The organism is Pedobacter nototheniae (genome assembly GCF_032678625.1).
GTDB lineage: Bacteria > Bacteroidota > Bacteroidia > Sphingobacteriales > Sphingobacteriaceae > Pedobacter > Pedobacter nototheniae_A.
Map to the genome: position 1 here is coordinate 904927 of NZ_JAVTSO010000001.1, position 23301 is coordinate 928227.

The following is a 23301-nucleotide window of genomic DNA, read 5'->3' on the forward strand; positions in this document are numbered from 1 at the left end:
TAACCCTCAGAAATAAATTTATGTAATCCTTGCAAATTTTGCATCCCTATTAAAAAACCAATGTTATGAAAAAGCTTAAAGCCATAGTTGTATTTCCATTGTTAATACTGGCAACCTTTGTACAAGCACAAATGCCCGTGCTTAAAGTTCAGCAACCAGAAAATGAAGCGCAAAAAATAGCGGTCAGCCTAAAAAAACTGAATATCGATGTTCAGATTACCGGGAATATTGCAACAACGGTTATGACGATGACTTTTTATAACAACAGCAACCGGGTTTTAGAAGGCGAATTAACCTTTCCAATGCCCGAAGGTGTAACGGTTAGCCGTTATGCACTCGACATAAATGGAAAAATGCGCGAGGCGGTGCCGGTAGAAAAAGCAAAGGCAACTGAAGTTTTTGAAAGTATTGAGCACCGTCGGGTAGATCCGGGTTTGCTTGAAAAAGTAGAAGGAAATAATTTTCGTACCCGGATTTATCCGTTGCCTGCTAAGGGCAGCCGCACTATAATTGTTGGTTATGAGCAAGAGCTTAGTTTTAATGATGGTAATGCCCTCCAATATCATTTGCCTTTGGGCTATAATCAGGCTATACAAGATTTTACGCTAAAAACGACTGTTTTTGAAACAGTGGTAAAACCTGAACTGGTTGAGCAACCCGATGGAAACTTTAGTTTCAACGCAAATGGGAATACTTATATCGGAGAAATAAAGAAAAGTAATTATGAGCCTAAAAATGGACTAACCATAAGTTTACCCAAACGTACCAACCTGCCTGAAGTGCAAATGCAAAAAGCTTCTTCCGGCTACTATTTTATGGTAAATGTTTTTCCAAAAACGCAGAGCAGACCAAGGCAATGGGCAAATCAATTGGGCTTAATCTGGGATTGTTCTTTAAGTGGCCTGCAACGGGATGTTAAAAAAGAAATTGAACTTTTGGGCTTAATTATAAACCAGAAACAAAACCTAACCATACAATTGGGTTTGTTAAATAATAATTTTAAAGATGGCGGTGTTTTTGTGATTAAAAATGGCAATTGGAATCTTTTAAAAAGAAAACTGGAAACAATGGTTTATGATGGGGGAACCAATTTTAGCGCCATAAATCAAAAAAACTTCCTGGCAGAAGAGTACCTGTTTTTTTCAGATGGTTTATCCACTTTCGGCAAAAGTAACGTAAGCCTTGGCAAGCCTATTCATACTATAAATACTTCGCTAAAGGCTGATTACAGTACATTGAAATACATTAGCTTAAAAACAGGCGGCCAATTTGTAAATTTAAATAGCATTTCAGTACAAAACGCTTTTAAGCAGCTAAGTCAGGAAAATTTGCAGTTTTTAGGCGTTAAAAATAATGCAGATGTAAGAGAAGTTTATCCATCTATGCATGTTAATGTAAATGGGCAATTGTCTTTAGCGGGAATTTTAAATGGTTTAAATACATCTTTTATTCTGCAATTTGGTTTCGGGAATACTGTTGTTTTAGAGATGCCAATTCGCTTAAATGCTACAGAACATACATTAACCAGCATAGATGTACGAAGGGTTTGGGCACAGAAAAAGATTGCCGAAATGGATATTCAGTACGAAACTAACCAGGATGATATTAGCGCTTTAAGCAAACAGTTTGGTATTGTAACCAGAAACACCAGTTTGATTGTTTTAGAAAATCTGGATGATTATTTACGCTACGATATTGCGCCGCCAGCCGAATTAAGGGCAGATTATGATGCAGTAGTAAAACAACGCAGGGTTGATATTCTGGAGCGAAAAACAAATTTAATAAATACCGCGGTTGCCATGACAAAAGAACTCAAAACCTGGTGGAATACAGATTTTAAATATGTTAAAGGAAGTAAAGGAAAAGATAAATACCCAACGGTAGAGGGTGATCCTGTTGGAAATAGGGTAACCTCAGAACCTGTTAGGGCAGCAGAGAGAAGTGTTGATGCCGTGCGAATGCCTGCGCCCGTTGCTTCTGCAGACGAATCAAGAAGAAGAGAGTCAGACAGCAAGGCTTTGCAGGATGTAGTCGTAACGTCGTCCAGATCGGTCAGAAAACAAAATTTAAGCCAGTCTGCCGTTTCGTTACAGGGAAGTGTTGCCGGGTTGTCAATCAATCAAACCAGAACAAGAGTAGAAACAACTGCCCCGGGGCCAACCATTATTATCCCTGAATTTAAAAGTGATAAGGATTATATGAAAAACTTGAAAGGGAGCCCGGATAGTGCTTATCAAAAATATTTGGAAATGAGGCCGGGTTACATCAGTACACCAATGTTTTATTTTGATGTGGCAAACTGGTTTTATCAGCAGAAGGATGATGCCAGGGCCTTAACCATTTTAAGCAATATTGCTGATTTGGAATTAGAAAATGCTGATTTATACAAAACATTGGCTTATAAACTAAAGCAAACCCATAACTACACAGAAGAGATTTTTGTTACAGGAAAAGTATTGCAATGGCGTCCGATGGAGTCGCAAAGTTACCGCGATTATGCCCTTGCTTTAGCCGATGCCGGCCAATATCAGAAAGCGCTTGATTATTTATATAAAGTTTTAACACAAAGTTATAATACACAAACAGCCGATCGCGATGAAGGAATAGAAGAAATTATCATCTCAGAAATGAATAATTTGATTAGCAACCATGGCGATAAATTAAATACTAAGGGTATGGATAAAAGATTGATTTTTCCTTTACCGGTTGATGTTAGGGTGGTGCTAAACTGGAATAAAAACGATACCGATATTGATTTATGGGTTACAGATCCTACAGGAGAAAAAGGATATTACAGCAATCCAAGAACCCAGATTGGAGGTCGGATTAGTAACGATTTTACCTCTGGTTATGGTCCTGAGCAGTTTATGATTAAAAAAGCCATAAAAGGTAAATACAAAATTGAAGTAAACTATTACGGCGACAGGCAAATTAACATCAGCGGGCCAACTACCGTAACCGCAGAAATTTATACCCGTTACTCAACAGGAAAGCAAGAACGAAAAGTAATTGTTTTACCAATGGATGCTAATAATAAAAACGGCAATTTAGTTGGAGAGTTTAATTTTAATTAAGTGATGTCCAACCGACAACGTTAATTTAAATAATAAACAATGTAAGCGCACTATGGTTCAATGCGCTTACATTGGTTTTAGCTTTTAGAAAAAAGCAAGCTCAGGTATTTTTAACTTTCCTTTGTTGTTAAGCGGTATTGCAGCGGTATCGCCCGGTTCTTTATCGGGAATTTAGGGAAAAGCCCGACCGCAGGACGTAAAAGCTGCGGAGCCTACGCTTCAAAACCATTGGTTTAGAGTAATTTTTCTTCAATTTCTATCCAGCTACTTACCCTTTCGTAATCGGTAATGAGTAAGTTGTGCGGAGAGGTATATAAAAGTGGGCGGCCTTTAAAGCTGGTGAAATTTTTAATGCGATCGTCAATTAAGAAATCAGCTTCAATAATTTTATTACCGCAAAACATAATGTGTTGCCAGTCTATAAAAGGAAAATGCTCGGCCAGCCAATCGTACTTATCCGTTAACGAGTTTCTAAATTCCATGGCTGCAGAAACGATATAGACGTCATATTTTTCCTGTAAGGCCTTAATTACCCTTTGGCTGTCGGGAATCACCGCTAAATCTCTGAAAAACCCTGGCTCATTAATGTAATCAAACCATTTTTGATTTATATTTTCGGGTACATGTTTGTATATTTCATTTCCAGGCTCGATAATCAGATCCAAAGGAACGCCGTAATCGCGGTTATAAAGTTTAATAAATTTTGGGATAACATCAGCTATCACCTCGTCCATATCAATGGCAATTCTTTTCATATTGTATCAGCAAATATTTTAGCGTAAATATCTCTAAAACAAAGAAATTAAACTATGTTTTTAATTTACAGTATTTTAGTTATCTTTGCAGCCCGCAGCACGAAGCTCCGGGAACTATGTTGAATACATAAATACAATTGAAAAATGGCAACTAAAATCAGATTGCAAAGATTCGGTAAAAAAGGGAAACCTTTTTTCCACGTTGTGGTAGCAGATTCTCGCTCACCACGTGATGGTAAATTTATTGAGCGTTTAGGTTCATACAACCCAAACACCAATCCTGCAACCATCGAAATTAATTTCGAAAAAACTTTAGCTTGGGTTAACAGTGGTGCTGAGCCAACTGATACCGCTCGTGCTATCCTTTCTTACAAAGGTGTTTTATACAAAAAACACTTAGAAGGTGGTGTGAAAAAAGGTGCTTTAACACAAGAGCAGGCAGATGCTAAATTTACAGAGTGGTTAGACGCTAAAGCTGGTAAAATTTCTGGTAAATCAGAAGGTTTAGCAAGCTCGAAAGCTGAAACTCGTAAAGCAGCATTAGCAGCAGAAGCTAAGAAAAAAGAAGATAGAGCAGCAGCTATCGCAGCTAAAAATGCACCAGTTGCAGAAGAGGTTGTTGAAGAAGAAGTAACTGAAGAAGCACCAGCTGTTGAGGCTGAGGCTACTGAAGAAGCTCCTGCAGCAGAAGCTACTAAAGAAGAAGGCGCAGAATAATTTAATTTATTTTGCTGTACAGAAAATAGCGTTCCGAATTTTTCGGAACGCTATTTCTATTTAAAAGACATTATTATATATAGCTCGTTATGCTGAACTTGTTTCGGCATCTTTCTTGCAAGCCCCTGAACTAAATTCAGGGTGACGATTAGTATTTGGATATGAAGCACGAAGAAGCATTTTACATCGGTTACGTTACAAAAACCAGGGGATTAAAAGGAGAAGTTCAGGTATTTTTTGAATTTGATGAATATGAGCAATTGGAATTTGACATTGTTTATGCAGATATGAATGGTAAGCTTGTTCCTTATTTTGTTGCATCGGCTAAATTACAGGCAAACAAAACCGGATATTTTAATTTTGACGATGTAGATCATATTGATAAAGTACAGCCGCTTTTAAAAAAGAAATTGTATTTGCCTTTAACGCAAAAGCCCGAGCGTGATGAAGATGAGTTTTTCTATACAGATTTGAAAGGCTTTATGGCGGTTGATGAAACGCTTGGCGAACTTGGCGAAATTTTGGAAGTAAACGAATATCCGCAGCAATTTGTGGCTACCGTATTACATCAGGAAACCGAAATTCTTTTTCCACTCAATGAAGATTTTATTGTTGAGATTGATGATGAAGAAAAAATATTAACGCTTGATTTACCCGAAGGCTTGTTGGATATATACCTGGAAAAGTAAACGCTTGTTCTCCTACTACAAAACTTTAACTTTGAACCTATGCGTTTCGATATTATAACTGTTTTACCTGCATTATTGGATAGTCCTTTTGCTCACTCTATTTTGCAAAGGGCACAAACAAAAGGTATTGCAGAAATTGTTGTTCATAATTTGCGTGATTATGCAACAAATAAACAAAAAAGTGTAGATGATTATCAGTATGGCGGCGGAAGCGGCATGGTGATGAGTATTGAACCTTTTGCGGTCTGTATTGAGAAATTACAGGCAGAGCGCACGTATGACGAGATCATATTTATGAGCCCTGATGGCGTTACGCTTAATCAGAGCACGGCTAATGAGTTATCTATTAAAAAGAACATCATTATTCTGTGTGGCCATTATAAAGGCATAGACCAGCGCATACGTGATATTTTTGTAACCCGTGAGATTTCTGTTGGCGATTATGTTTTAAGTGGCGGAGAGCTGCCGGCGGCAATTGTTGTAGATGCTGTTGTTCGTTTAATTCCTGGTGTTTTAAATGATGAAACCTCTGCCCTTTCGGATAGTTTTCAGGGCGATTTGCTGGATGCGCCGGTTTATACCCGTCCGGCAGACTGGCGCGGCCATAAAGTGCCGGATATTTTATTGAGCGGACATGAGGCTAAAGTAAACGAATGGCGCCACGAACAGGCCTTAGAACGCACTCAGAAACGCCGTCCTGACCTTTTGAAATAGAAGCAATTAACATTATCGAATGTGGAATTCATAAAGATTGTGGAAAAAATTAAAATAGGTTTCTTTATATCAAAAATTTTCCCTAATATTGCAATCCGATTTTCAAGGTAAAGAATATCGGTTTAATAGCTTAAAATCATGGATTTAGTAAAATTTGTTGAAGAGCAGGCCATCGCGAAAAAAGATTTTCCTGCGTTCAAGTCTGGCGATACAGTGAGCGTACACTATAAAATTCGCGAAGGTAATAAAGAACGTGTTCAAATTTACCAGGGTGTTGTTATACAACGTAACAGCGCAGGTGCTAACGAAACTTTTACGGTTCGTAAAATGAGTAATGGAATAGGTGTAGAGCGTATCTTCCCTATCAATTCTCCAAATATCGAGAAAGTAGACGTTAACAGTTATGGTAAAGTTCGTAGAGCGAAATTATTCTACTTACGTGCATTAACTGGTAAAGCAGCTCGTATCAAATCTTTAAGAAAATAATATTCTTTATAAAAAGATATAAACCTTCACGATTACTCGTGGAGGTTTTTTTGTTTATATATTTGTGGCCATGATGAATTCTGAATTTTTCAACCAGGTTTTTTGGGGGAATAACATTAGGGCATATTTTCTTTTCGGTACCATCCTGCTTTTAGGGCTTATTTTTAGAAGAATTGTTTCTAAACTTTTAAGTAAACTGCTTTTTAAACTTTTTAAAAGCTTTTCCCAGCAGGCGCACGATGATACCTTTGTTTCTTTATTGCTAAAACCTATTGAGGTTTTTATCCTGTTTTCTACCCTTTATCTTTCTATAAATCAGCTAAAACACCCCCTAGAAGTAACGGTATTCCACTACGGTAAACTTGTTGGTAAGGTGAAAGAGCAGATTCCGGTCTCCATCGGAGATTGTATCGACAGAATATTTTTATTCCTGATTATTTTATCCATTTTCTGGATCATTCTCAGGATTATAGATTTTATTTCTCATGTGCTGTTATATAAGGCCTCTTTAACAGAAAGTAAGTCCGACGATCAGTTGGTACCTTTTTTAAAAGAGTTATTTAAAACGATCGTTGTTTTTATAGGCTTTTTTACACTTTTAGGATTTGTTTTCGAGGTTAATGTACTTACACTGATTACTGGTTTAGGTATTGGTGGTATTGCAATAGCGCTGGCAGCCAAAGAAAGTCTTGAAAATTTAATCGGTTCTTTTACTATATTTTTAGATAAGCCTTTCACGGTAGGCGATCTGGTAAAGGTTGACGGTGTAGAGGGTACAGTAGAAAAAGTAGGCTTTAGAAGCACCTTAATTCGTACCACGGAGAAAACGATGGCTACCATCCCTAATAAAGGCATGATTGACGGCGTTTTGGAAAACATGAGTTTAAGAAACTTTAGAAGGGTAAAGTTTTCTTTCGGAATTACTTACGAAACAGATGCACCAACAATCAAGAAAATTGTAGAGGAAATCAGAACGTACATCAGACAACACCCCGATACAAGCGATGATGGTAATGCCTATTTTGAAGGTTTCGGCGATTCATCTCTAAATATCGAGGTCATTTATTTTGTTTCTATAACTGCGTACAATGATTACCTGGCTATAAAACAAGAAATTAATTTTAAGATTATGGAGATTGTAATGAGCAATAAATCAGATTTTGCTTATCCAACACAAAGATTGATTAGTGATCAGTCTGCACCCGTATCTGATAAAGTACCGGGAAATGATGCAACGGATTAGTTTGGAATAATCAGGCATAAAAAAAGCGATTTGGTTTGTTCCAAATCGCTTTTTTTCTATTTGTATATTTTTCTAACTTAACTCTGCTAAAGTGGTAATCCCACCTTTAACCACATCGTTAAGTGCAACGTTTACCTTAGTTCCAACCGGAAGAAAAACATCAACCCTGGAGCCGAATTTAATAAACCCAAACTGTTCTGCCTGAACAACCTGATCTCCTTCTTTTACATACCATACAATACGACGGGCTAAAGCACCGGCAATTTGACGGAATAATACAGGCGTACCATTTTTATGCTCTACAACGGTGGTTGTACGCTCATTTTCAGTCGATGATTTTGGATTCCATGCGGCTAAGTACTTTCCGGGATGGTATTTGAAAAATTTAACCACACCAGAAATTGGATTACGGTTGATGTGCACGTTTACCGGCGACATGAAAATTGAAACCTGCAAGCGTTTATCTTTAAAGTACTCGCCTTCTTCAGTTTCTTCTATCACCACTACTTTACCATCTGCAGGACAGATTACCAGGTTTTCGCCAGATGAAAAGCTTCTGCTCGGGTTGCGGAAAAATTGTAAAACAATTATAAATAATGCCGCCGAAAAAATATAAATAAACCAGCGTAACCAGGTTACATCATAATATTTGTAATCAACAAAAGCATTAATGATAAAGATAAATAATATGCTTAAAGCTATAGTTGTATAACCTTCTTTGTGTATAGTCATTGTGTTATTTGATTGTTGAGCAAAGGTGCAAAAAATAAATTAAACTGTATATTAAGCTTAACAAAGGTTTTTATAATTCCGCTTTAATATCTTATTCTTCTCTCGGGATGTTCTGTCTAAAATTATGAGATTAACCTTACTTTATGTAAGTTTGAGTAGACCTTATAAGCAACCAAAATCCTAAAAACCAAATTATGAAAAAACTACTAATCTTAATGGCGCTCGTTGCCATATCTTTTGCCGGTTTTAGTAAAGAAAGTAAAACCACTAAAAATTCCATCAAATATAAAAAGGTTAATACCATTAAAAAGATTAAGGCAAAGAAAAAACAAGACTGCTACCCTGTGCAAATTAATGCCAGTTGCGGAACATTTTTTGAAACAATGTGTAGTGAAGGGGGAACTCCAAAAGAAAGACAAGAAGCATTTGAAGTACTTAGCGATATGTACGATAATGCTGTTTGTGGCTAATTAATTAACAATTGCTTATAAGGTCTAATTATTTTAAGTACAGATATTTAGTTGATTCAATTTATAGCTTTCACATTCTTTAATAAGTATACAATCACTTTGTAATGAAAAAATATTTTTTTGTAGCAATTGCCTTTTTTATTTTTCTAAATGTAAAGGCGCAAAAAGGAGAGCAGGCACTGATAACTGTTTTTTATAAGTTTAACCATTTAAAAGATACTTTAGATAAATCGAGTTTATATAAAGAAAGAATGGTGTTGTGGGCAGGTAAAAATGCGTCTGTTTATAAAAGTTATGATAAGATTGTAAATGATTCGGTTAAAAAAACATCTGTACAGGAAGATGGTAAAGGCGGTTATATAATAAATACCGCCAACCGCAAAAAAACAATCGGTACACAAATTTTTAATTATCCTGCAGATAAAAAAATGATTGTTTTAGAAAAACTGATTAAAACCTATGCCATTGATGAAACCTATCCGAATATAGAATGGAAAATCAAGGAAGACACGCTTTCTCTATCCGGAATTAAATGTCAAAAGGCAGAGGCCGTTTTTAAAGGGAGAAATTACACAGCCTGGTTTGCTCCTGATTTACCTTATAATACTGGCCCGTGGAAATTATGTGGGCTGCCGGGTCTAATTCTTCAGGCGTATGATGATAAACACGAAGTAGAGTTTATGTTTGATGGATTAAAGCCAGCGGAAAGTTTAGAAACTATTGCTACGCCGAGCATTGCAATAGCCGCTACGCAAGCAGACTACAAGAGGTTGATTGATTTGTTAAGAAATGATCCGAATGCTTTTTTTGCACAAAATGAAGTGAATGGCGTAAGGCTTTCGCCAAATAACCCCGATTTATTTAAGAATGCTAAGAAAACTGAAAGTAATCCTCTCGAGTTAAAGCCTTAATGTGTTTAAAAAAGAGCCTTTTCTTTTTACTTTTTAATTTGCTGTATGTTTCATTGGTTTTTTCTCAAGATTATATCCACGGAAAGATCACTGATTCACTAAGCAAACCAATTGCTTTTGCCAATATTGCGCTGCTTAATAATGGTATAATTATAAAATATACTCAAAGTAATCAGGAGGGGCAGTATGCATTTAAACAGCAAGAAAAAAGCACTGTACAGTATTTACAACTGCAATTTACATCTGTAGGATTCGAAAAGAAAATAGTTGCAATAACAACTGCACAAAAGCAGTACAATGTTATGCTCAAAGCATCGAGCCTTATTTTAAGCGAAATTTTAGTTAAAAGCAAGCCCGCTCCTATTCAGAAACGTGGGGATACGACGAACTTTGATCTTTCTTTTTATAAGGCTCCTCAAGATCGGGTTATAGAAGATGTTTTAAAAAAAATACCAGGGATTGAAATTACAGAGGCTGGAAAAATAAGTTACAATGGAAAATCTATTACCAGTTTTTTTATTGATGGTGATAATCTATTGGATGATAAATATACTTTGGGTACCAAAACAATTCCTGCTGGAATAGTAGATACACTACAGGTTTTTGAAAATCATCAGCCTATAAAAGCCCTTAATAAAATTTCGCCAAGTGATAATGTTTCTTTAAACATCGTTTTAAACCCAAAAGCAAGAATCAAAGTTACAGGGCTTGCTAATTTAGGGCTCGGAACAAATGAGCACTTTAAAGAGGAAACAAATTTAATGAGTTTAAAAAAGGGCTACAAGACTTTAAACCTTATTAAATACAACAGTGATGGATATGATTTATCAAAAGAAATTACCGCACAAAATTTTACTGAAAAGAATGCTGATTTAGGCCGGAATACAAATTATCCATTAATCAATTTAAATACGGTTGTAACGCCCAATCTAAGCCAAAACAAATACTTATTCAATCATGCCTTTCTTGCTACGAGCAATCAATTATTTAAGCTGAGTAATGATATACAGTTAAAACTTTCAGGACATTATTTTAGAGATGCACAGAAAAGTACTTTCTCCAGGCTAACACAACAAGTTATTTTAACGGATACCATCCGTTACCTCGAAGAGCAGAACCAACAAGATAACCCGCACAGGTTTGAGCTTAGAGGTGATTTAACGATCAATAAAAAGAAATACTATTTTAACAATACCTTGGTTTTTAAAAATGAAACCCTTAGCACCAATGCTTTGATTACGGTAAATTCTAACCTGGTAAACCAGGTGCTAAAAGTAAATCCTTACGAGTTTTATAACGAAGCGAAGTACATTAAAACCATCCAAAATGATAAGGCATTAGAATTTTTCTCTTTTATTAGCAAATCTAACCAAAATCAAAATTTAAATATATTTCCTTCCGTTTTTAATGGATACGAAGTACAGCAAATTAAAACACCTCAGCTATTTGTTAATAATGGCTTGGCTTTAAAAGTATTGAGCGGCAAAATTTTTCAGGAGTTTAAAGTTTCGCATACTTATGATGAAAAGGAAATTAATTCGGCCATAAATGGCATTTATTCAAACCAACTTGGGAATAATTTAAAATGGAAATATAACAAGCTTCAATTTAGCCCTTCCTTTAGCTATGCAGATGAAAAAATAAAAATATTGTTATCTCTGCCTGTGAGCTATAATGGTTTTAGTTTTAATGATAATCTTTATGAAAGTAACCACCATGAAAACAAGTTTGCTTTTGAGCCTAAACTAACCTTTAAAATTAATCAGGGAAAAGAGAACCGGGTAACCGCTCAATACCAATATAAAAATGATTTTGGTGATGCTAATACACAGTATCAGGGCTATATATTATCAAACTACAGAACACTAAATGCTTACAGTACTGATTTTCTATCTCAATCCAATACCCATAATTTTTCAATGGGTTATAACTTCAGTAAAAGCATAAGCCTTTTCTCTTTTAATGTATTTGGCTTGTATAGTGTAAAAGAAAATAATTCTATAAGTCAGATCAATTTTAATAATTTTAATCAAACAACTTTGCAACTTCCATTAATCAATTATAATAGAAATTTATTGTTAATCGGAAACACTAACAAATACATTTTTGAACTGAAAACAACGGTTAAGGCAAACTTTGCTTTGCAGCAACTTTACAGTAATCAAGTGCTTAATGCACAACTTTTACCCTACAAAACCATAGCGTATACTTATGGCTTCGGAACGGATACAAAGTTTAATAATTGGGTTTATTTAAAATATGCAGCATCTTATGTGCCTACAAGATCCAAAACAACAGCATTTAATTTAGAAGCGCAGAAAAACACATTTATAAACCAGAAAATGGAATTGGTTTTATTGCCGGTAAAGCCCGTAATTTTTAAGGTTAATGTCGAGCATCAATTTTATAAAAGTACAAGCAGCAATGCTTCGAACTATTTATTTTTAGATGCCAATTTAAACTGGAAGTTTGCAAAAGCCAGGCAAGAGCTAACATTTTCGGCAATTAACCTGGCCAATATAAAATCATACCGAACAAATTACCTATCGGCTTATACCAGCGCAAATTCCAGTTATCAGCTTTTAGGGCGCTTTTTTCAGGCAAATTATATTTTTAATTTTTAAGAAGTGGCCCTATAAATATCAGTTAAATTTCTGCCTAAGCCGTTATAGTCTAAGCCATAGCCTACTACAAATTCATTCGGGATCTCAAAGCCTATGTATTCAAGTTCTTCTATCTGATGCTTTAAAGAAGCCGGTTTAAGCAAAAGTGAACATACTTTTACCGATGCAGGTTTTTTTGTTTTAATGGTTTTTAAAATATGCGTTAACGTGAGGCCTGTATCTACAATATCCTCTACAATTATAATATCCCGTCCCTCAATGTCATCCGGCAAACCAATTAGTTCTTTAACCGTTCCGCTACTCTCCGTTCCCTGGTAAGAAGCCACACGCATAAAAGCAATTTCGCAAGCTCCGCTGATTTCCTTGATTAAGTCGGCCATAAACAAAAAACTTCCGTTTAAAACACCGATAAACAAAGGGCATTTGCCTTCATAATCTACATTCATTTGAATGCCCAATAACCTGATGCGTTTATTCAGATTATCATTTTCCAAAAATATCTCGAATTCCTTATCCTCTACCTGAATTTTATGCATGTTGTTTTAAAATGTTTGATAACTTATTTTGTAAAACGAGTGGATTAACCACCGTTTTCCTGTTCCCGTTGTTTTTTGCGCTGCTCTCTCCGCTCCTGTCTGAGTTGCTTTTTTGTTTTTGTGGTGTCAGCTGGGATTGTTCCCTGCTTATTTACCGTATCTTTTTTAGAACCACCACCAAATATCCGATCGAAAAGATTTTTGTTGTGATCCTGCATAATAACAGGAGGTGTGTCGCCATCTTCATCAAATGCATTGGTGTCAATCGCTACCGTATCCGGAGTTAAATACTTACGGAGTCCTTCGCGCAATCTAACATTATAAAAGCCATAACCCGAAGTATCCGCAGGCGTTAAACCTCTTCTGGCCATAATATTGCCCATATACCTGAAATAATTAAACAAGTAAGGTTTTAATGCGCCATCGCCGGCAAATTTATACATTGCAGCTTTTGGTTTGGGAACAATATTGGCTAAAAATATACCTTCTCCAATGGTTAAATCAGCTGGCTGTTTACCAAAATAATATCTTGAAGCCTCTCCAATTCCATAAATATTTTGCCCAAGTTCCATAATGTTGAAATAAACTTCGAGCATTCTTTGCTTGCTTACTAAATGGTTGTGTTCAATTAGCCAAACAATTAAAATTTCTTCCGCTTTACGTGCAAGGGTTTTTTGACGGCTTAAATAAACATTTTTGACCAATTGCATGCTGATGGTGCTTCCTCCGCGTTTAAATTTTTTCTCCTTGTAATTAACTGCAATTGACTTTCGGATCGATTCTTCCACAAATCCATTGTGAGTAAAGAAAGAGGGATCTTCGGCCGTTAATACGGCATTTTTAAAGTTTGAAGAAATAGAAGTTAAAGGGGTAAAGTTTGAGTTTGGCGGGCCAATGGTAATGTTGCGCATTGGTTTTCCGTACTCATAAGGGGTATATATAAAAGTGCTGTTTATTTTTTGAAGATTCGTTTTACCCCATTGTAAAATTTTGAAATCAACAGGCGTTAATGTTGAGCTAAAGCGAACACTGTCCGGAATTTTGCTGTCGAGATAAAAATTCAGGTTATATTTAATTTTGCCTTTTACTTTTAAGCCATCTAACGATTCGAACAAACCTTCAGGAAAAGCTTCAAAAACAGATTGTGCATCCTGCTCCTCCGCTTTTAGTTTCAGTTCGTAAATTTTATTAGGACTAAGCGTGTATTTTATATAAGGATGAATAGAGGCATTTTTTAAAAATGCAGTTGAGGTGCTATCCAGGGCCACATAATTTTTGCCCACCAAAACGTCGGCATCCAGTTTAGCACTTTGCACAATAATGTCATTGCTGGCAATTCTTGGCTGGTTAATCAACATGTTTTTAACAGACCAGGAGCCAGAAATTTTAAAATCGTCACCGCTGTAGCCCGCATCTTTTAATTCGGTTTGCAGGGTATCAAAACTTAATTTAGCGTGTAGCTTATGGTTTAAATATGGTAATTCTAATTTTTTGCCGTCGGCATAAGCCGTAAAGCTCAATTTCTTTTTGCCTGGTTTAACAAGGCCGTTTACATGCCAGGTAGATTCTCCGTTGTTAACATTAATGCTCGATTTTAAATCTCCCCCATCAATGGTTGCCGTAGTGGCAAAAGAAAGTTTTGCGGTATCATTATCATTAACCTTAAAAACCATGTTCTTCATGTCCATATCATCAGGGATTTTGTATAAAACCTGGTTTAATATGTTGCTGGCAATTTCAGATAAGTCTGCTTTCCCTTTGTTTTCGGTATTATCTTTCTTTTTTCTTTTTAACAGAAAGTCGATATTGGTAATCGAATCTTTAAGCACAATGCTTACAAACCCTTCGTTTAGTTTTACTTCAGATAATTTTACATTACCAAAAATCAGCGGGAACAATTTTACGCCAACACTAAGTTCATTAATGTGCGATAAAGTATCCCGATCTTTCGGAACAACCGAAATTTGGGTCATTTTTACGGTACTTAATCCGGTAAACCCGGCAGAACCGATTTTAATATCCAGCCCATAATCTTTATCAGCCTTTGCAATGGCTTTAGCCATCATCTTTTTGAGTAAAGCTTCCCTTTTACTATAAGCAACCGCCCCTAAAGCCATGCAAACAATTAAAAAAACGCCCAAAACCCAGGCCCCGATTTTTAAATATTTTTTAGGAATGTTAATTTTTGGTATCCGCATATAGTCGTAAAAATGGTTAATTGCTTAAACGTAACAATTAAATGTTTATTTCGTGTTAAAATTACAGTTAAAAACCCTAAATAAAAGTATATGTGGCTATGTTTTGTTAATTTTGAATTTAAATTTATATAATGCAAATTAGCTCACAGCAAGTTTTAGATGCCCTTAAAAATGTTGAAGATCCGGATCTGAAAAAAGATCTGGTTACTTTAAACATGATTAAGGATTTACAGATCGTTGATAAACACATTAGTTTTACACTTGAATTAACCACACCGGCATGTCCGATGAAGGATATGCTGACAAATGCCTGTACCAATGCCATTAAGCATTTTGTTATGGCTGATGCAACGATTTCCATCAACGTTACTTCGAGGGTTACTCAATCCATCAGTTCTTCTTCACTGGATAGCATTAAGAATATTATTTTAGTTTCTTCAGGAAAAGGTGGGGTTGGTAAATCAACTGTGGCCAGTAATTTAGCTGTGGTTTTAGCTAAAGATGGCGCTAAAGTTGGCTTAATTGATGCCGATATTTATGGCCCATCTGTACCAACGATGTTCGATTTGGTTGATGCTAAACCAGGTGCGGTAGAAACAGCTGATGGTAAAACAAAAATTTTGCCAATCGAAAAATACGGCATAAAACTCCTGTCGTTAGGTTTCTTTGCAGATCCAGACCAACCTGTGCCATGGCGTGGTCCAATGGCATCAAATGCCGTTAAACAATTATTTAACGATACAAATTGGGGCGAACTCGATTATCTGATTGTAGATCTTCCACCGGGTACGGGCGATATTCACATTACCATTACGCAAAGTTTTCCAATTTCTGGTGCCGTAGTGGTTACAACACCACAACAGGTCGCTTTAGCTGATACTAAAAAAGGATTAGCCATGTTTAAAATGCCGGGAATAAATATTCCGGTTTTAGGTGTAATTGAAAATATGTCTTATTTTACCCCAGCAGAATTGCCGGATAATAAATATTATATCTTTGGAAATGGGGGCGGGAGAAAACTTGCTGCGTATTTTGACGTTCCTTTCTTAGGAGAAATACCCATTATACAAAGCATTGCAGAAGCAGGTGATAGCGGTAAACCGGTGGCCTTAAATCAAAACCCTTTACTGGACAGTGTATTTGGGGATATAGCAGGTAAAATAGCGCAACAGATATCTATAAACAACGCGCAACCGGCTAATTGCTAAAAAATTACTATTTTTATACTTTAAAAAACATATAATGAATTTAACAGAGCGGGTAGAACAGGCATTAGAAACCATAAGGCCATATTTAATTGCTGATGGTGGGGATGTTTCTGTTGAGGAAATTACATCAGATAATGTAGTGAAATTAAAACTTTTGGGTAATTGCGGTTCTTGCAAAATGAGCTTTATGACCATGAAATCAGGTATTGAGCAGGCGATTATGAAAGCTGTTCCTGAAATTACTTCGGTTGTAGCTGTCAACATGGCTGAACAAGATTAGCTTTAACAATATTTAACAAAGAAGTTTTCTTAATAAAATTACTTTTGTATTAATGAGATATTGTATTACCCTTCTTTTGCTTATTTTTTCGGTAACTGCTTTTGCACAACAAAAGCCAGTACAGGATAAACTTATCCAGTTTTCGGGTATTATAACGGATATTGATAGTACAAACGTAATTCCTTATGTAACCATTACTAACCTTTCGGCTAAGAGTAAAAGGGTTGCTGCAGATTACCGGGGTTATTTTACCTTTATTGTAAACCCAGGCGATACCATTTTATTTACTGCCATAGGCTACAAAAAGTTTTCTACGGTTATTCCGCAAAGCCAGCCAGATAGTAAATACACCATTATGGTAAAACTTAAAGCTGAGGTGATCAATTTGCCCTCGGTAAGGGTTTTTCCGTGGGCTACAGCAGAAGAATTTACCCGGGAGTTTTTAACCATGAAACTTGCCGATGATGATATGGCCATTGCTAAAAAGAACCTTTCCCGTTCATCAATCGATGGTTTAATTCAAACCCTTCCACGCGATGGACAGGAAATTGGCAGCCAGAATTACCGCTATAACTTTGACCGGATGGTTAATAAGAACATGGTTCAAACCAATCCATTGTTAAACCCTTTTGCATGGGGTAAACTGATGCAACAAATCTTTGATGGGGATAAGAAAAGAAATACCGATAATTAAAGGATAAGTTTATCTTAAACGGATTATATATTTTTTAGTGAAATTTCTATTAACTTACGTTGATAGAAACAAAAAGGAGCAATTTTAATTGCCCTCTCTTAATTATCTCTTTTTACTTTTATTTGGAAACTTCATTTTGTAATCCGTTTTGATATTTCCCTTTGAAATGGCATCCAGTTTGCTTTTAAGCATCGTTTTACGTAAAACACTTACTTTATCGGTAAATAATTTACCTTCAATATGATCGTACTCGTGTTGGATTACACGGGCGGCTAATCCATCTACATCTTCGGTATGCTCCACCCAGTTTTCATCCACATATTTTATTTTAATGTTGGGTTTGCGCGAAATATTTTCGCGGATGTCGGGAATACTCAGGCAGCCCTCATTGAAGAACCAGGGTTCGCCTGTTTCTTCTAAAATCTCGGCATTAATAAAAACTCTTTTATAACCGGAGTTTCCGTCATCATCCACACCGGTATCAACAATAAACAACCTGATAGGCAAACCCACTTGTGGTGCAGCCAAACCAACGCCGTTAGCATAATACATCGTATCAAACATGTTGGCAATCAGCTCTTTTAATTGAGGATAATCTTTTTCTATATCAGTTCCTACTTTCTTTAATACCGGATCTCCGTAGGCTACTATTGGTAATTTCATTTTGGTAATATTTTTTCAGACTAAAAATCTGAGTTATTAATTTTTTACTTGTCAGCTAATTTTGGTTTAAATTGTTTCAAAAAAGCCATTGTCGACAATGCAATAAAGATTTGATTCTGCAAAAATAAGAATTATTCCCCTATTGGACAGAATGTAAAGATATTCAGTTTGTCTTTATCTAAAACTTCGTGAGCTATTTCTGCAATTTCATCGGTATTCACCGCATTAATTTTAGCAAAAACGGTTTCTAAACTGTCAATTTTATCATGATCGATCAGGCTTTTAGCCATCGCAATGATTAAGCCAATTCTATTTTCTTCACCAAGGGCAATCTGACCAATAAATTTATGCTTAGCTTTCTGCAGCTGTATACTGTTGAGCGGATTCTCTCTTAATTTTTTAATTTCTTTAAAAATCAAGGAGAGTGCTTTTTGTTGTTTTTCACGATCGGTACCAAAATAAATGGTAAATATTCCAGTATCGCTAAGTGGAGAAAAACCAGACTCAATGGTATATGCTATCCCATATTTCTCCCTGATTTGCAGGTTAAGTACGGAACTCATGCCGTTGCCACCGAAATAATTATTTAAAAGCAATAATCCGGCTTTATATGGGTGATGGGTTGAATAACTTTGTGCGCCCAGCAAGCAATGCGCCTGAGTAATAGGTTTATATATCGTTTTATTTTCTGGCTGATGGATTACTGGCTTCACACGTTCTTTCATTGGCGAATTTTCGGGTACATCGGCAAAATGTTTTATTCCATTATTTACCACTGTTTTAAGGCTGTAATTTCCTAAAACGGCTACTACAATTTCGCTGGTTCTATATTTCTGATTTCTGAAATTGATAATGTCTTCGCGGGTAAAATTTTCAACCGTTTCTGTTGTGCCCAAAATATTATGGCCAAGCGAATGTCCTGCAAAAAGCAAATCTTCAAAATCATCATTTATGGCCTCTTCAGGTTGATCGGTGTATGAAGAAATCTCATCTAAAATTACACCCTTCTCTTTGTCCATTTCATCTTCAGGGAAAGTAGAATGGAAAATAATATCATTAAAAAGATCTAAAGTACGATCGAGGTAAGGATTTAAAAATGAAGCATGAACGCAGGTATATTCTTTGGTTGTATAGGCATTTAAATCGGCACCTACGCTTTCTAACCGGTTTAAAATCTGGTTTGTACTGCGTTTCTCGGTTCTTTTAAAGATTAAATGTTCTATAAAATGCGCCAAGCCTGCTTTATGGTCAGGTTCATCGCGTGAACCGGTATTCACAATAATACAGGCATGAGATATCGTAGAAGCCGAGGGCACATGTAATAAGCGGATGCCGTTAGGCAGCGTATGAACGTTGTATTCCATTGATTTGCAAAGATAAGCATTTGCAGTCTACCTGAGGGCTAAACTACAAATGCCATCCGTCAGCATACTGTTATAAATTCTCTGTATCAGGGTATTGAATGTTTAAACTTTCAATAATTTTTTCTTTTGTTGGCCTGCTTATAATTAAGCCCACAAGACTGATTAAAGCAAATACTAAGAAAAAAAGATTGTGCGTAATAAAAAATACAGTAATATTAAGTAAAGCACCAGCTTCTAAAAATGCCATTTTAATAATAAATGCGGTTTGGTAACGGGTCAATTTCGAATCAGTATTAATGGTTGCATCCATAGCAGACATGGCTTTTTTAAATCCAATCAAAGCAAAGCTTAAACTCGCTAAACCCATTATGGGAAATATTGGATTAAAAGGCGATGTTGTTGCTGGGTTTGCATTAAAAAAGAGCTGATCTTTTGTAATAAAAACGGCAAGGAGTAAAAATAACATAACAGCCATACAAAAAGCCAGGTGCATAATTTGCATGATTTTGAGTTTTGACTGATTCATGTTTTAGAATTATCTTTTTTAATAGCTGAACTCTATATTATTTGTTTATTCCTTCCAATGCGAAGAAAAAAGCATAAGTTAATGCCTCATCTTTCAGGTAATCAAACCGACCGGAGGCACCTCCATGGCCAAATTCCATATTGGTTTTAAGTAATAAAATGTTTTTATCGGTTTTGTTTGCCCTAAGTTTAGCCACCCATTTTGCAGGCTCGAAATATTGTACCTGGCTATCGTGTAAGCCTGTTGTAACCAGCATATTTGGGTATGCTTTTTTCTCCACGTTTTCGTAAGGAGAGTAGCTTTTCATGTATTCGTAAGCGGCTTTTTGTTTAGGATTTCCCCATTCATCAAATTCATTGGTGGTTAATGGAATACTTTCATCAAGCATGGTATTAATAACGTCTACAAAAGGAACATCGGCAACAATGCCATTCCATAAATTTGGCGCCATGTTTACCACTGCCCCCATTAATAGTCCGCCGGCGCTGCCTCCAGTAGCATATAAATGCCCTTTTGCGGTGTATTTTTGCTCAATTAAATATTCTCCACAAGCAATAAAATCGGTAAATGTATTTTTCTTTTTCATCAATTTGCCATCCTCGTACCATTGGCGGCCAAGCTCCTGCCCGCCTCGTATGTTGGCAATTGCATATACAAAACCACGATTTAAAAGGCTTAACCTTACTGAAGAAAAATAAACATCAGAATTTGATCCGTAAGAGCCATAACCTTCGAGTAATAAAGGCGATTTTCCATCTTTTTCAAATCCTTTTTTGTAAACCAAAGCAACCGGAATTTTTGTGCCATCTTTTGCTGTCGCAAAAATACGTTCTGTTACATAATCTTTAGGATTGTAACCACCCAAAACCTGTTGTTGCTTCATTAATTCCTGGTCCTTTTTCTCCAGATTATAGTCGTAAACAGAACTTGGCGTAGTTAAAGAAGTATAATAGTACCGAATCGTTTTACTGTTATATTCGGGATTTGAAGCAACGCTGGCATCATAAGCCGGTTCATCAAATTTGATATAATAATCGCTCCCATCTCGTTTTTGAACCCGGAGATCAGTTAAGCCATTTTTGCGTTCAGAAAGCACGAGGTAATCCTTAAACTCTTCTACATTTTCTATTAAAACATCTTTTCGGTGTGGAATTACCTCTTTCCAGTTCTCTTTTGAAGTTTTATCTAAAGGGCATTCCATTAAACGAAAGTTTTTTGCATCCCAGTTGGTTAAAATTAAAAACTTATCATCAAGAGGAATAACATGGTACAGTACATCTTTGGTACGGGGTTGAAAAACTTTGAACGCGCTTTCGGGCTCGTCGGCATTGATTAACTGCCATTCGGAAGTTAGAGTGGCTTCAGATATGATGTAAATCCATTTCCCGTTTTTTGATTTGCCTACGCTGATGTAATTGCTATTGTCTTTTTCTTTATAAACATCCGCATCTTTTTTAGCATCAGTGCCTAAAGTATGTTTTTTTATTTTTTCAGAAAGCAGCGTAACCGGATTATTTGAGGAATAAAAAATGGTTTTATTATCATTTGCCCAAACACTAATTCCGTCCGTATTGGTAATGGCATCTTTGTAAACCTCGCCGGTTTCCAAATTTTTGATGTTAATGGTGTACTGGCGGCGTGAAACCTGATCGACCCCGAAAGCCAGTAATTTATTATCAGGGCTAATGCTAAAGCCCATTGCGCTGTAATACGAGTGACCTTTCGCAAGTTCGTCTACATCTAAAAGAATTTCTTCTTTTGCGCTTAAAGTCCCCTTTTTACGGCAGTATTTAAAGTATTGTTTTCCATCTTCGGTTCGGGTATAATAAAAATAACCATTTCTAAATACAGGCACAGATTCGTCTTTTTCCTTAATCCGGGCTTTCATTTCCTTAAATAAATCAGCCTGAAATTGTTCAGTGCCTTTCATGATGGTATTCAGGTAAGTGTTTTCTGCTTTCAGATAATCCACAATTTTTGTACTATCAGGACCTTTTTTAAAATAATCGATCATCCAATAGTAATTATCTGCTACGGTATCGCCATGTATAATTCTGTTTTTCGGAATAATTTCTGCCACGGGGGCTTTAGCATCGGGCCATTTGTATGGATTCATTTTTTCTTTTTGATTTTTACACGCAGTTACTACGCTTAGCAAAAGTAAGCCAGAAACAAATAACTTCATAAACGGTTGATTTTATGGTTTATGCAATTTATAAAAAACAATGAATAAATAACATTGGCATTACACAATTAAAAAACAAATATTAAATTGCCTTTTTATTATCGTACCAGGCAGAAAATGAAGTTAAGCTACCAGAAAATCATTGTTAAAATCGGATCAAACGTAATTACGCAGGCAAATGGGCTGCCGGATGAAGATAGAATTAAACACCTGGTTGACCAGCTTGCAGCAATAAAAAAACTTGGCATTGAGGTTATTCTCGTTTCTTCAGGAGCTGTAGCTTCGGGAAGAAGTTTAATTTCAATTTCTGAAAAGCAGGATGCCATTGCTTCCAGACAATTGCTGGCGGCCATTGGTCAGGTTAAATTAATTAACACGTATTCTTCCTTTTTCGATAAACATCAGATAAAATGTGCACAGGTTTTGGTTACAAAAGAGGATTTCAGGGACCGGGCGCATTACCTGAATATGAAAAACTGCATGCAAATTATGCTGCAGCACAATGTAATTCCGGTGGTAAATGAAAATGACGTGGTTTCGGTTACTGAACTTATGTTTACGGATAATGATGAGCTTGCCGGGCTTATAGCTTCTATGCTTAATGCCGACGCATTGATTATTTTATCCAATGTAAATGGAATTTATAATGGTGATCCAAAGGCAGCCGGATCTGCTGTAATAGAGGAAATTAAGGGCGATGTAACTAACCTGAGTTCATTTATAAGTACGGGGAAATCACAATTCGGGCGTGGTGGAATGATTACTAAATCAACCATGGCACAAAAAATTGCAAAACTTGGCATCTCTGTTCATATTGCAAATGGCACGAAAGATGAGATTTTAACTGATTTATTAAATGGAAATGCCATCCACACCCGTTTTGTTCCTGAAAAAATTAAATCAGGCAAAAAGAAATGGATTGCCCACTCAGAAACGGCTGCTACAGGCGTTGTTCAACTTAACGATGGTGCAAAAGCAGTTTTAACCTCCGGCAAAGCCACAAGCTTACTCCCGATAGGAATTATTGAAATCCAATCAGACTTTTTGAAAGGTGATATCATCAAAATTGTTGATGAAAATAACAAACTGATTGGATTGGGCATTGCTGAATACGGATCAGACAAGGCCAGAGAGCGTGTAGGACAAAAGAAACAAAAAGCTTTGGTTCATTACGATTATTTTTATTCAGCAATTTAATAAAGTTAAAGGCTAAAAGGCAATCTGGCCTCAAT

The 23301-nt window shown here is 36.1% G+C and carries 21 protein-coding genes; 13 read left to right on the forward strand and 8 right to left on the reverse strand.

Features of this window, described 5'->3' with window-relative positions; translation table 11 throughout:
- Positions 1-65: 65 nt before the first annotated feature.
- Positions 66-3074, forward strand: a complete 3009-nt coding sequence (locus tag R2Q77_RS04125) for a VIT domain-containing protein (protein ID WP_316802436.1) — start codon at positions 66-68, stop codon at positions 3072-3074.
- Positions 3075-3307: 233 nt separating this feature from the next.
- On the opposite strand, the gene R2Q77_RS04130 is transcribed toward R2Q77_RS04125, so the two are convergent.
- Positions 3308-3829 (reverse strand): 5' nucleotidase, NT5C type, encoded by a 522-nt coding sequence (locus R2Q77_RS04130; protein ID WP_316802437.1) that lies wholly within the window; start codon positions 3827-3829, stop codon positions 3308-3310.
- 144 nt (positions 3830-3973) lie between these two features.
- On the opposite strand from R2Q77_RS04130, the gene R2Q77_RS04135 reads away from it, so the two are divergent.
- The 5 genes from R2Q77_RS04135 to R2Q77_RS04155 all read left to right on the forward strand — a co-directional run bounded on the left by R2Q77_RS04135 (position 3974) and on the right by R2Q77_RS04155 (position 7678).
- On the forward strand, positions 3974-4546 hold the full coding sequence (locus R2Q77_RS04135; RefSeq protein ID WP_316802438.1) for a 30S ribosomal protein S16: 573 nt from the start codon (positions 3974-3976) through the stop codon (positions 4544-4546).
- 161 nt (positions 4547-4707) lie between these two features.
- Positions 4708-5235 carry a ribosome maturation factor RimM gene (rimM, locus tag R2Q77_RS04140; protein WP_316802439.1) on the forward strand — a complete coding sequence of 176 codons (528 nt, stop codon included), beginning with the start codon at positions 4708-4710 and terminating at the stop codon, positions 5233-5235.
- Between the two features lie 39 nt (positions 5236-5274).
- Complete coding sequence (trmD, locus tag R2Q77_RS04145; protein ID WP_316802440.1) at positions 5275-5949, forward strand: tRNA (guanosine(37)-N1)-methyltransferase TrmD; 675 nt, start codon at positions 5275-5277, stop codon at positions 5947-5949.
- A gap of 138 nt (positions 5950-6087) precedes the next feature.
- Positions 6088-6435: a 50S ribosomal protein L19 gene (gene rplS / locus R2Q77_RS04150; RefSeq protein WP_410479241.1), complete on the forward strand. Its 348-nt coding sequence runs from the start codon at positions 6088-6090 to the stop codon at positions 6433-6435.
- 70 nt (positions 6436-6505) lie between these two features.
- Positions 6506-7678: a mechanosensitive ion channel family protein gene (locus R2Q77_RS04155; RefSeq protein WP_316802441.1), complete on the forward strand. Its 1173-nt coding sequence runs from the start codon at positions 6506-6508 to the stop codon at positions 7676-7678.
- Between the two features lie 72 nt (positions 7679-7750).
- Here R2Q77_RS04155 and R2Q77_RS04160 read toward each other — a convergent pair whose 3' ends face one another.
- The gene (locus R2Q77_RS04160; protein ID WP_316802442.1) at positions 7751-8410 is read right to left on the reverse strand and encodes a phosphatidylserine decarboxylase family protein; all 660 of its coding nucleotides are present in this window, start codon (positions 8408-8410) and stop codon (positions 7751-7753) included.
- A gap of 194 nt (positions 8411-8604) precedes the next feature.
- Between R2Q77_RS04160 and R2Q77_RS04165 the strand changes: the two genes are divergently transcribed.
- The 3 genes from R2Q77_RS04165 (at position 8605) to R2Q77_RS04175 (ending at position 12415) form a co-directional block, all read left to right on the forward strand.
- Positions 8605-8880, forward strand: coding sequence for a hypothetical protein (locus R2Q77_RS04165; RefSeq protein WP_316802443.1), 276 nt, complete (start codon positions 8605-8607; stop codon positions 8878-8880).
- A gap of 104 nt (positions 8881-8984) precedes the next feature.
- Positions 8985-9791 (forward strand): GLPGLI family protein, encoded by an 807-nt coding sequence (locus tag R2Q77_RS04170; protein ID WP_316802444.1) that lies wholly within the window; start codon positions 8985-8987, stop codon positions 9789-9791.
- Positions 9791-12415 carry a carboxypeptidase-like regulatory domain-containing protein gene (locus R2Q77_RS04175; protein WP_316802445.1) on the forward strand — a complete coding sequence of 875 codons (2625 nt, stop codon included), beginning with the start codon at positions 9791-9793 and terminating at the stop codon, positions 12413-12415. Before R2Q77_RS04170 ends, R2Q77_RS04175 begins: the two co-directional genes overlap by 1 nt.
- On the opposite strand, the gene hpt is transcribed toward R2Q77_RS04175, so the two are convergent.
- A complete protein-coding gene (hpt, locus tag R2Q77_RS04180) occupies positions 12412-12951 on the reverse strand; it encodes a hypoxanthine phosphoribosyltransferase (protein WP_316802446.1) in 540 nt (179 codons plus the stop codon). The two genes, R2Q77_RS04175 and hpt, sit on opposite strands and share 4 nt — an antisense overlap.
- Positions 12952-12995: 44 nt before the next feature.
- Positions 12996-15149, reverse strand: a complete 2154-nt coding sequence (locus tag R2Q77_RS04185) for a biosynthetic peptidoglycan transglycosylase (RefSeq protein WP_316802447.1) — start codon at positions 15147-15149, stop codon at positions 12996-12998.
- 131 nt (positions 15150-15280) lie between these two features.
- On the opposite strand from R2Q77_RS04185, the gene R2Q77_RS04190 reads away from it, so the two are divergent.
- Genes R2Q77_RS04190 through R2Q77_RS04200 form a run of 3 tightly spaced genes read left to right on the forward strand, consistent with a single transcriptional unit; the run spans position 15281 to position 17331 of the window.
- On the forward strand, positions 15281-16357 hold the full coding sequence (locus R2Q77_RS04190; RefSeq protein WP_316802448.1) for an Mrp/NBP35 family ATP-binding protein: 1077 nt from the start codon (positions 15281-15283) through the stop codon (positions 16355-16357).
- A 34-nt stretch (positions 16358-16391) separates the two neighbouring features.
- Positions 16392-16637, forward strand: coding sequence for a NifU family protein (locus R2Q77_RS04195; protein ID WP_316802449.1), 246 nt, complete (start codon positions 16392-16394; stop codon positions 16635-16637).
- A 52-nt stretch (positions 16638-16689) separates the two neighbouring features.
- Positions 16690-17331 (forward strand): hypothetical protein, encoded by a 642-nt coding sequence (locus tag R2Q77_RS04200; protein WP_316802450.1) that lies wholly within the window; start codon positions 16690-16692, stop codon positions 17329-17331.
- Positions 17332-17433: 102 nt separating this feature from the next.
- Here the strand turns inward: R2Q77_RS04200 and def are convergent, their stop codons facing one another.
- From def to R2Q77_RS04220, 4 genes are all read right to left on the reverse strand, one after another.
- On the reverse strand, positions 17434-17994 hold the full coding sequence (gene def / locus R2Q77_RS04205; RefSeq protein WP_316802451.1) for a peptide deformylase: 561 nt from the start codon (positions 17992-17994) through the stop codon (positions 17434-17436).
- 131 nt (positions 17995-18125) lie between these two features.
- Entirely contained in the window at positions 18126-19358 is a 1233-nt protein-coding gene (locus R2Q77_RS04210) for a pitrilysin family protein (protein WP_316802452.1), read from the reverse strand.
- A gap of 70 nt (positions 19359-19428) precedes the next feature.
- Positions 19429-19884 carry a hypothetical protein gene (locus R2Q77_RS04215; protein ID WP_316802453.1) on the reverse strand — a complete coding sequence of 152 codons (456 nt, stop codon included), beginning with the start codon at positions 19882-19884 and terminating at the stop codon, positions 19429-19431.
- Between the two features lie 37 nt (positions 19885-19921).
- Positions 19922-22069, reverse strand: coding sequence for a S9 family peptidase (locus R2Q77_RS04220; protein WP_316802454.1), 2148 nt, complete (start codon positions 22067-22069; stop codon positions 19922-19924).
- 117 nt (positions 22070-22186) lie between these two features.
- Here R2Q77_RS04220 and proB point away from each other — a divergent pair, with 117 nt between their 5' ends.
- The gene (gene proB / locus R2Q77_RS04225) at positions 22187-23266 is read left to right on the forward strand and encodes a glutamate 5-kinase (RefSeq protein WP_316802455.1); all 1080 of its coding nucleotides are present in this window, start codon (positions 22187-22189) and stop codon (positions 23264-23266) included.
- The last annotated feature ends 35 nt before the right edge of the window (positions 23267-23301 follow it).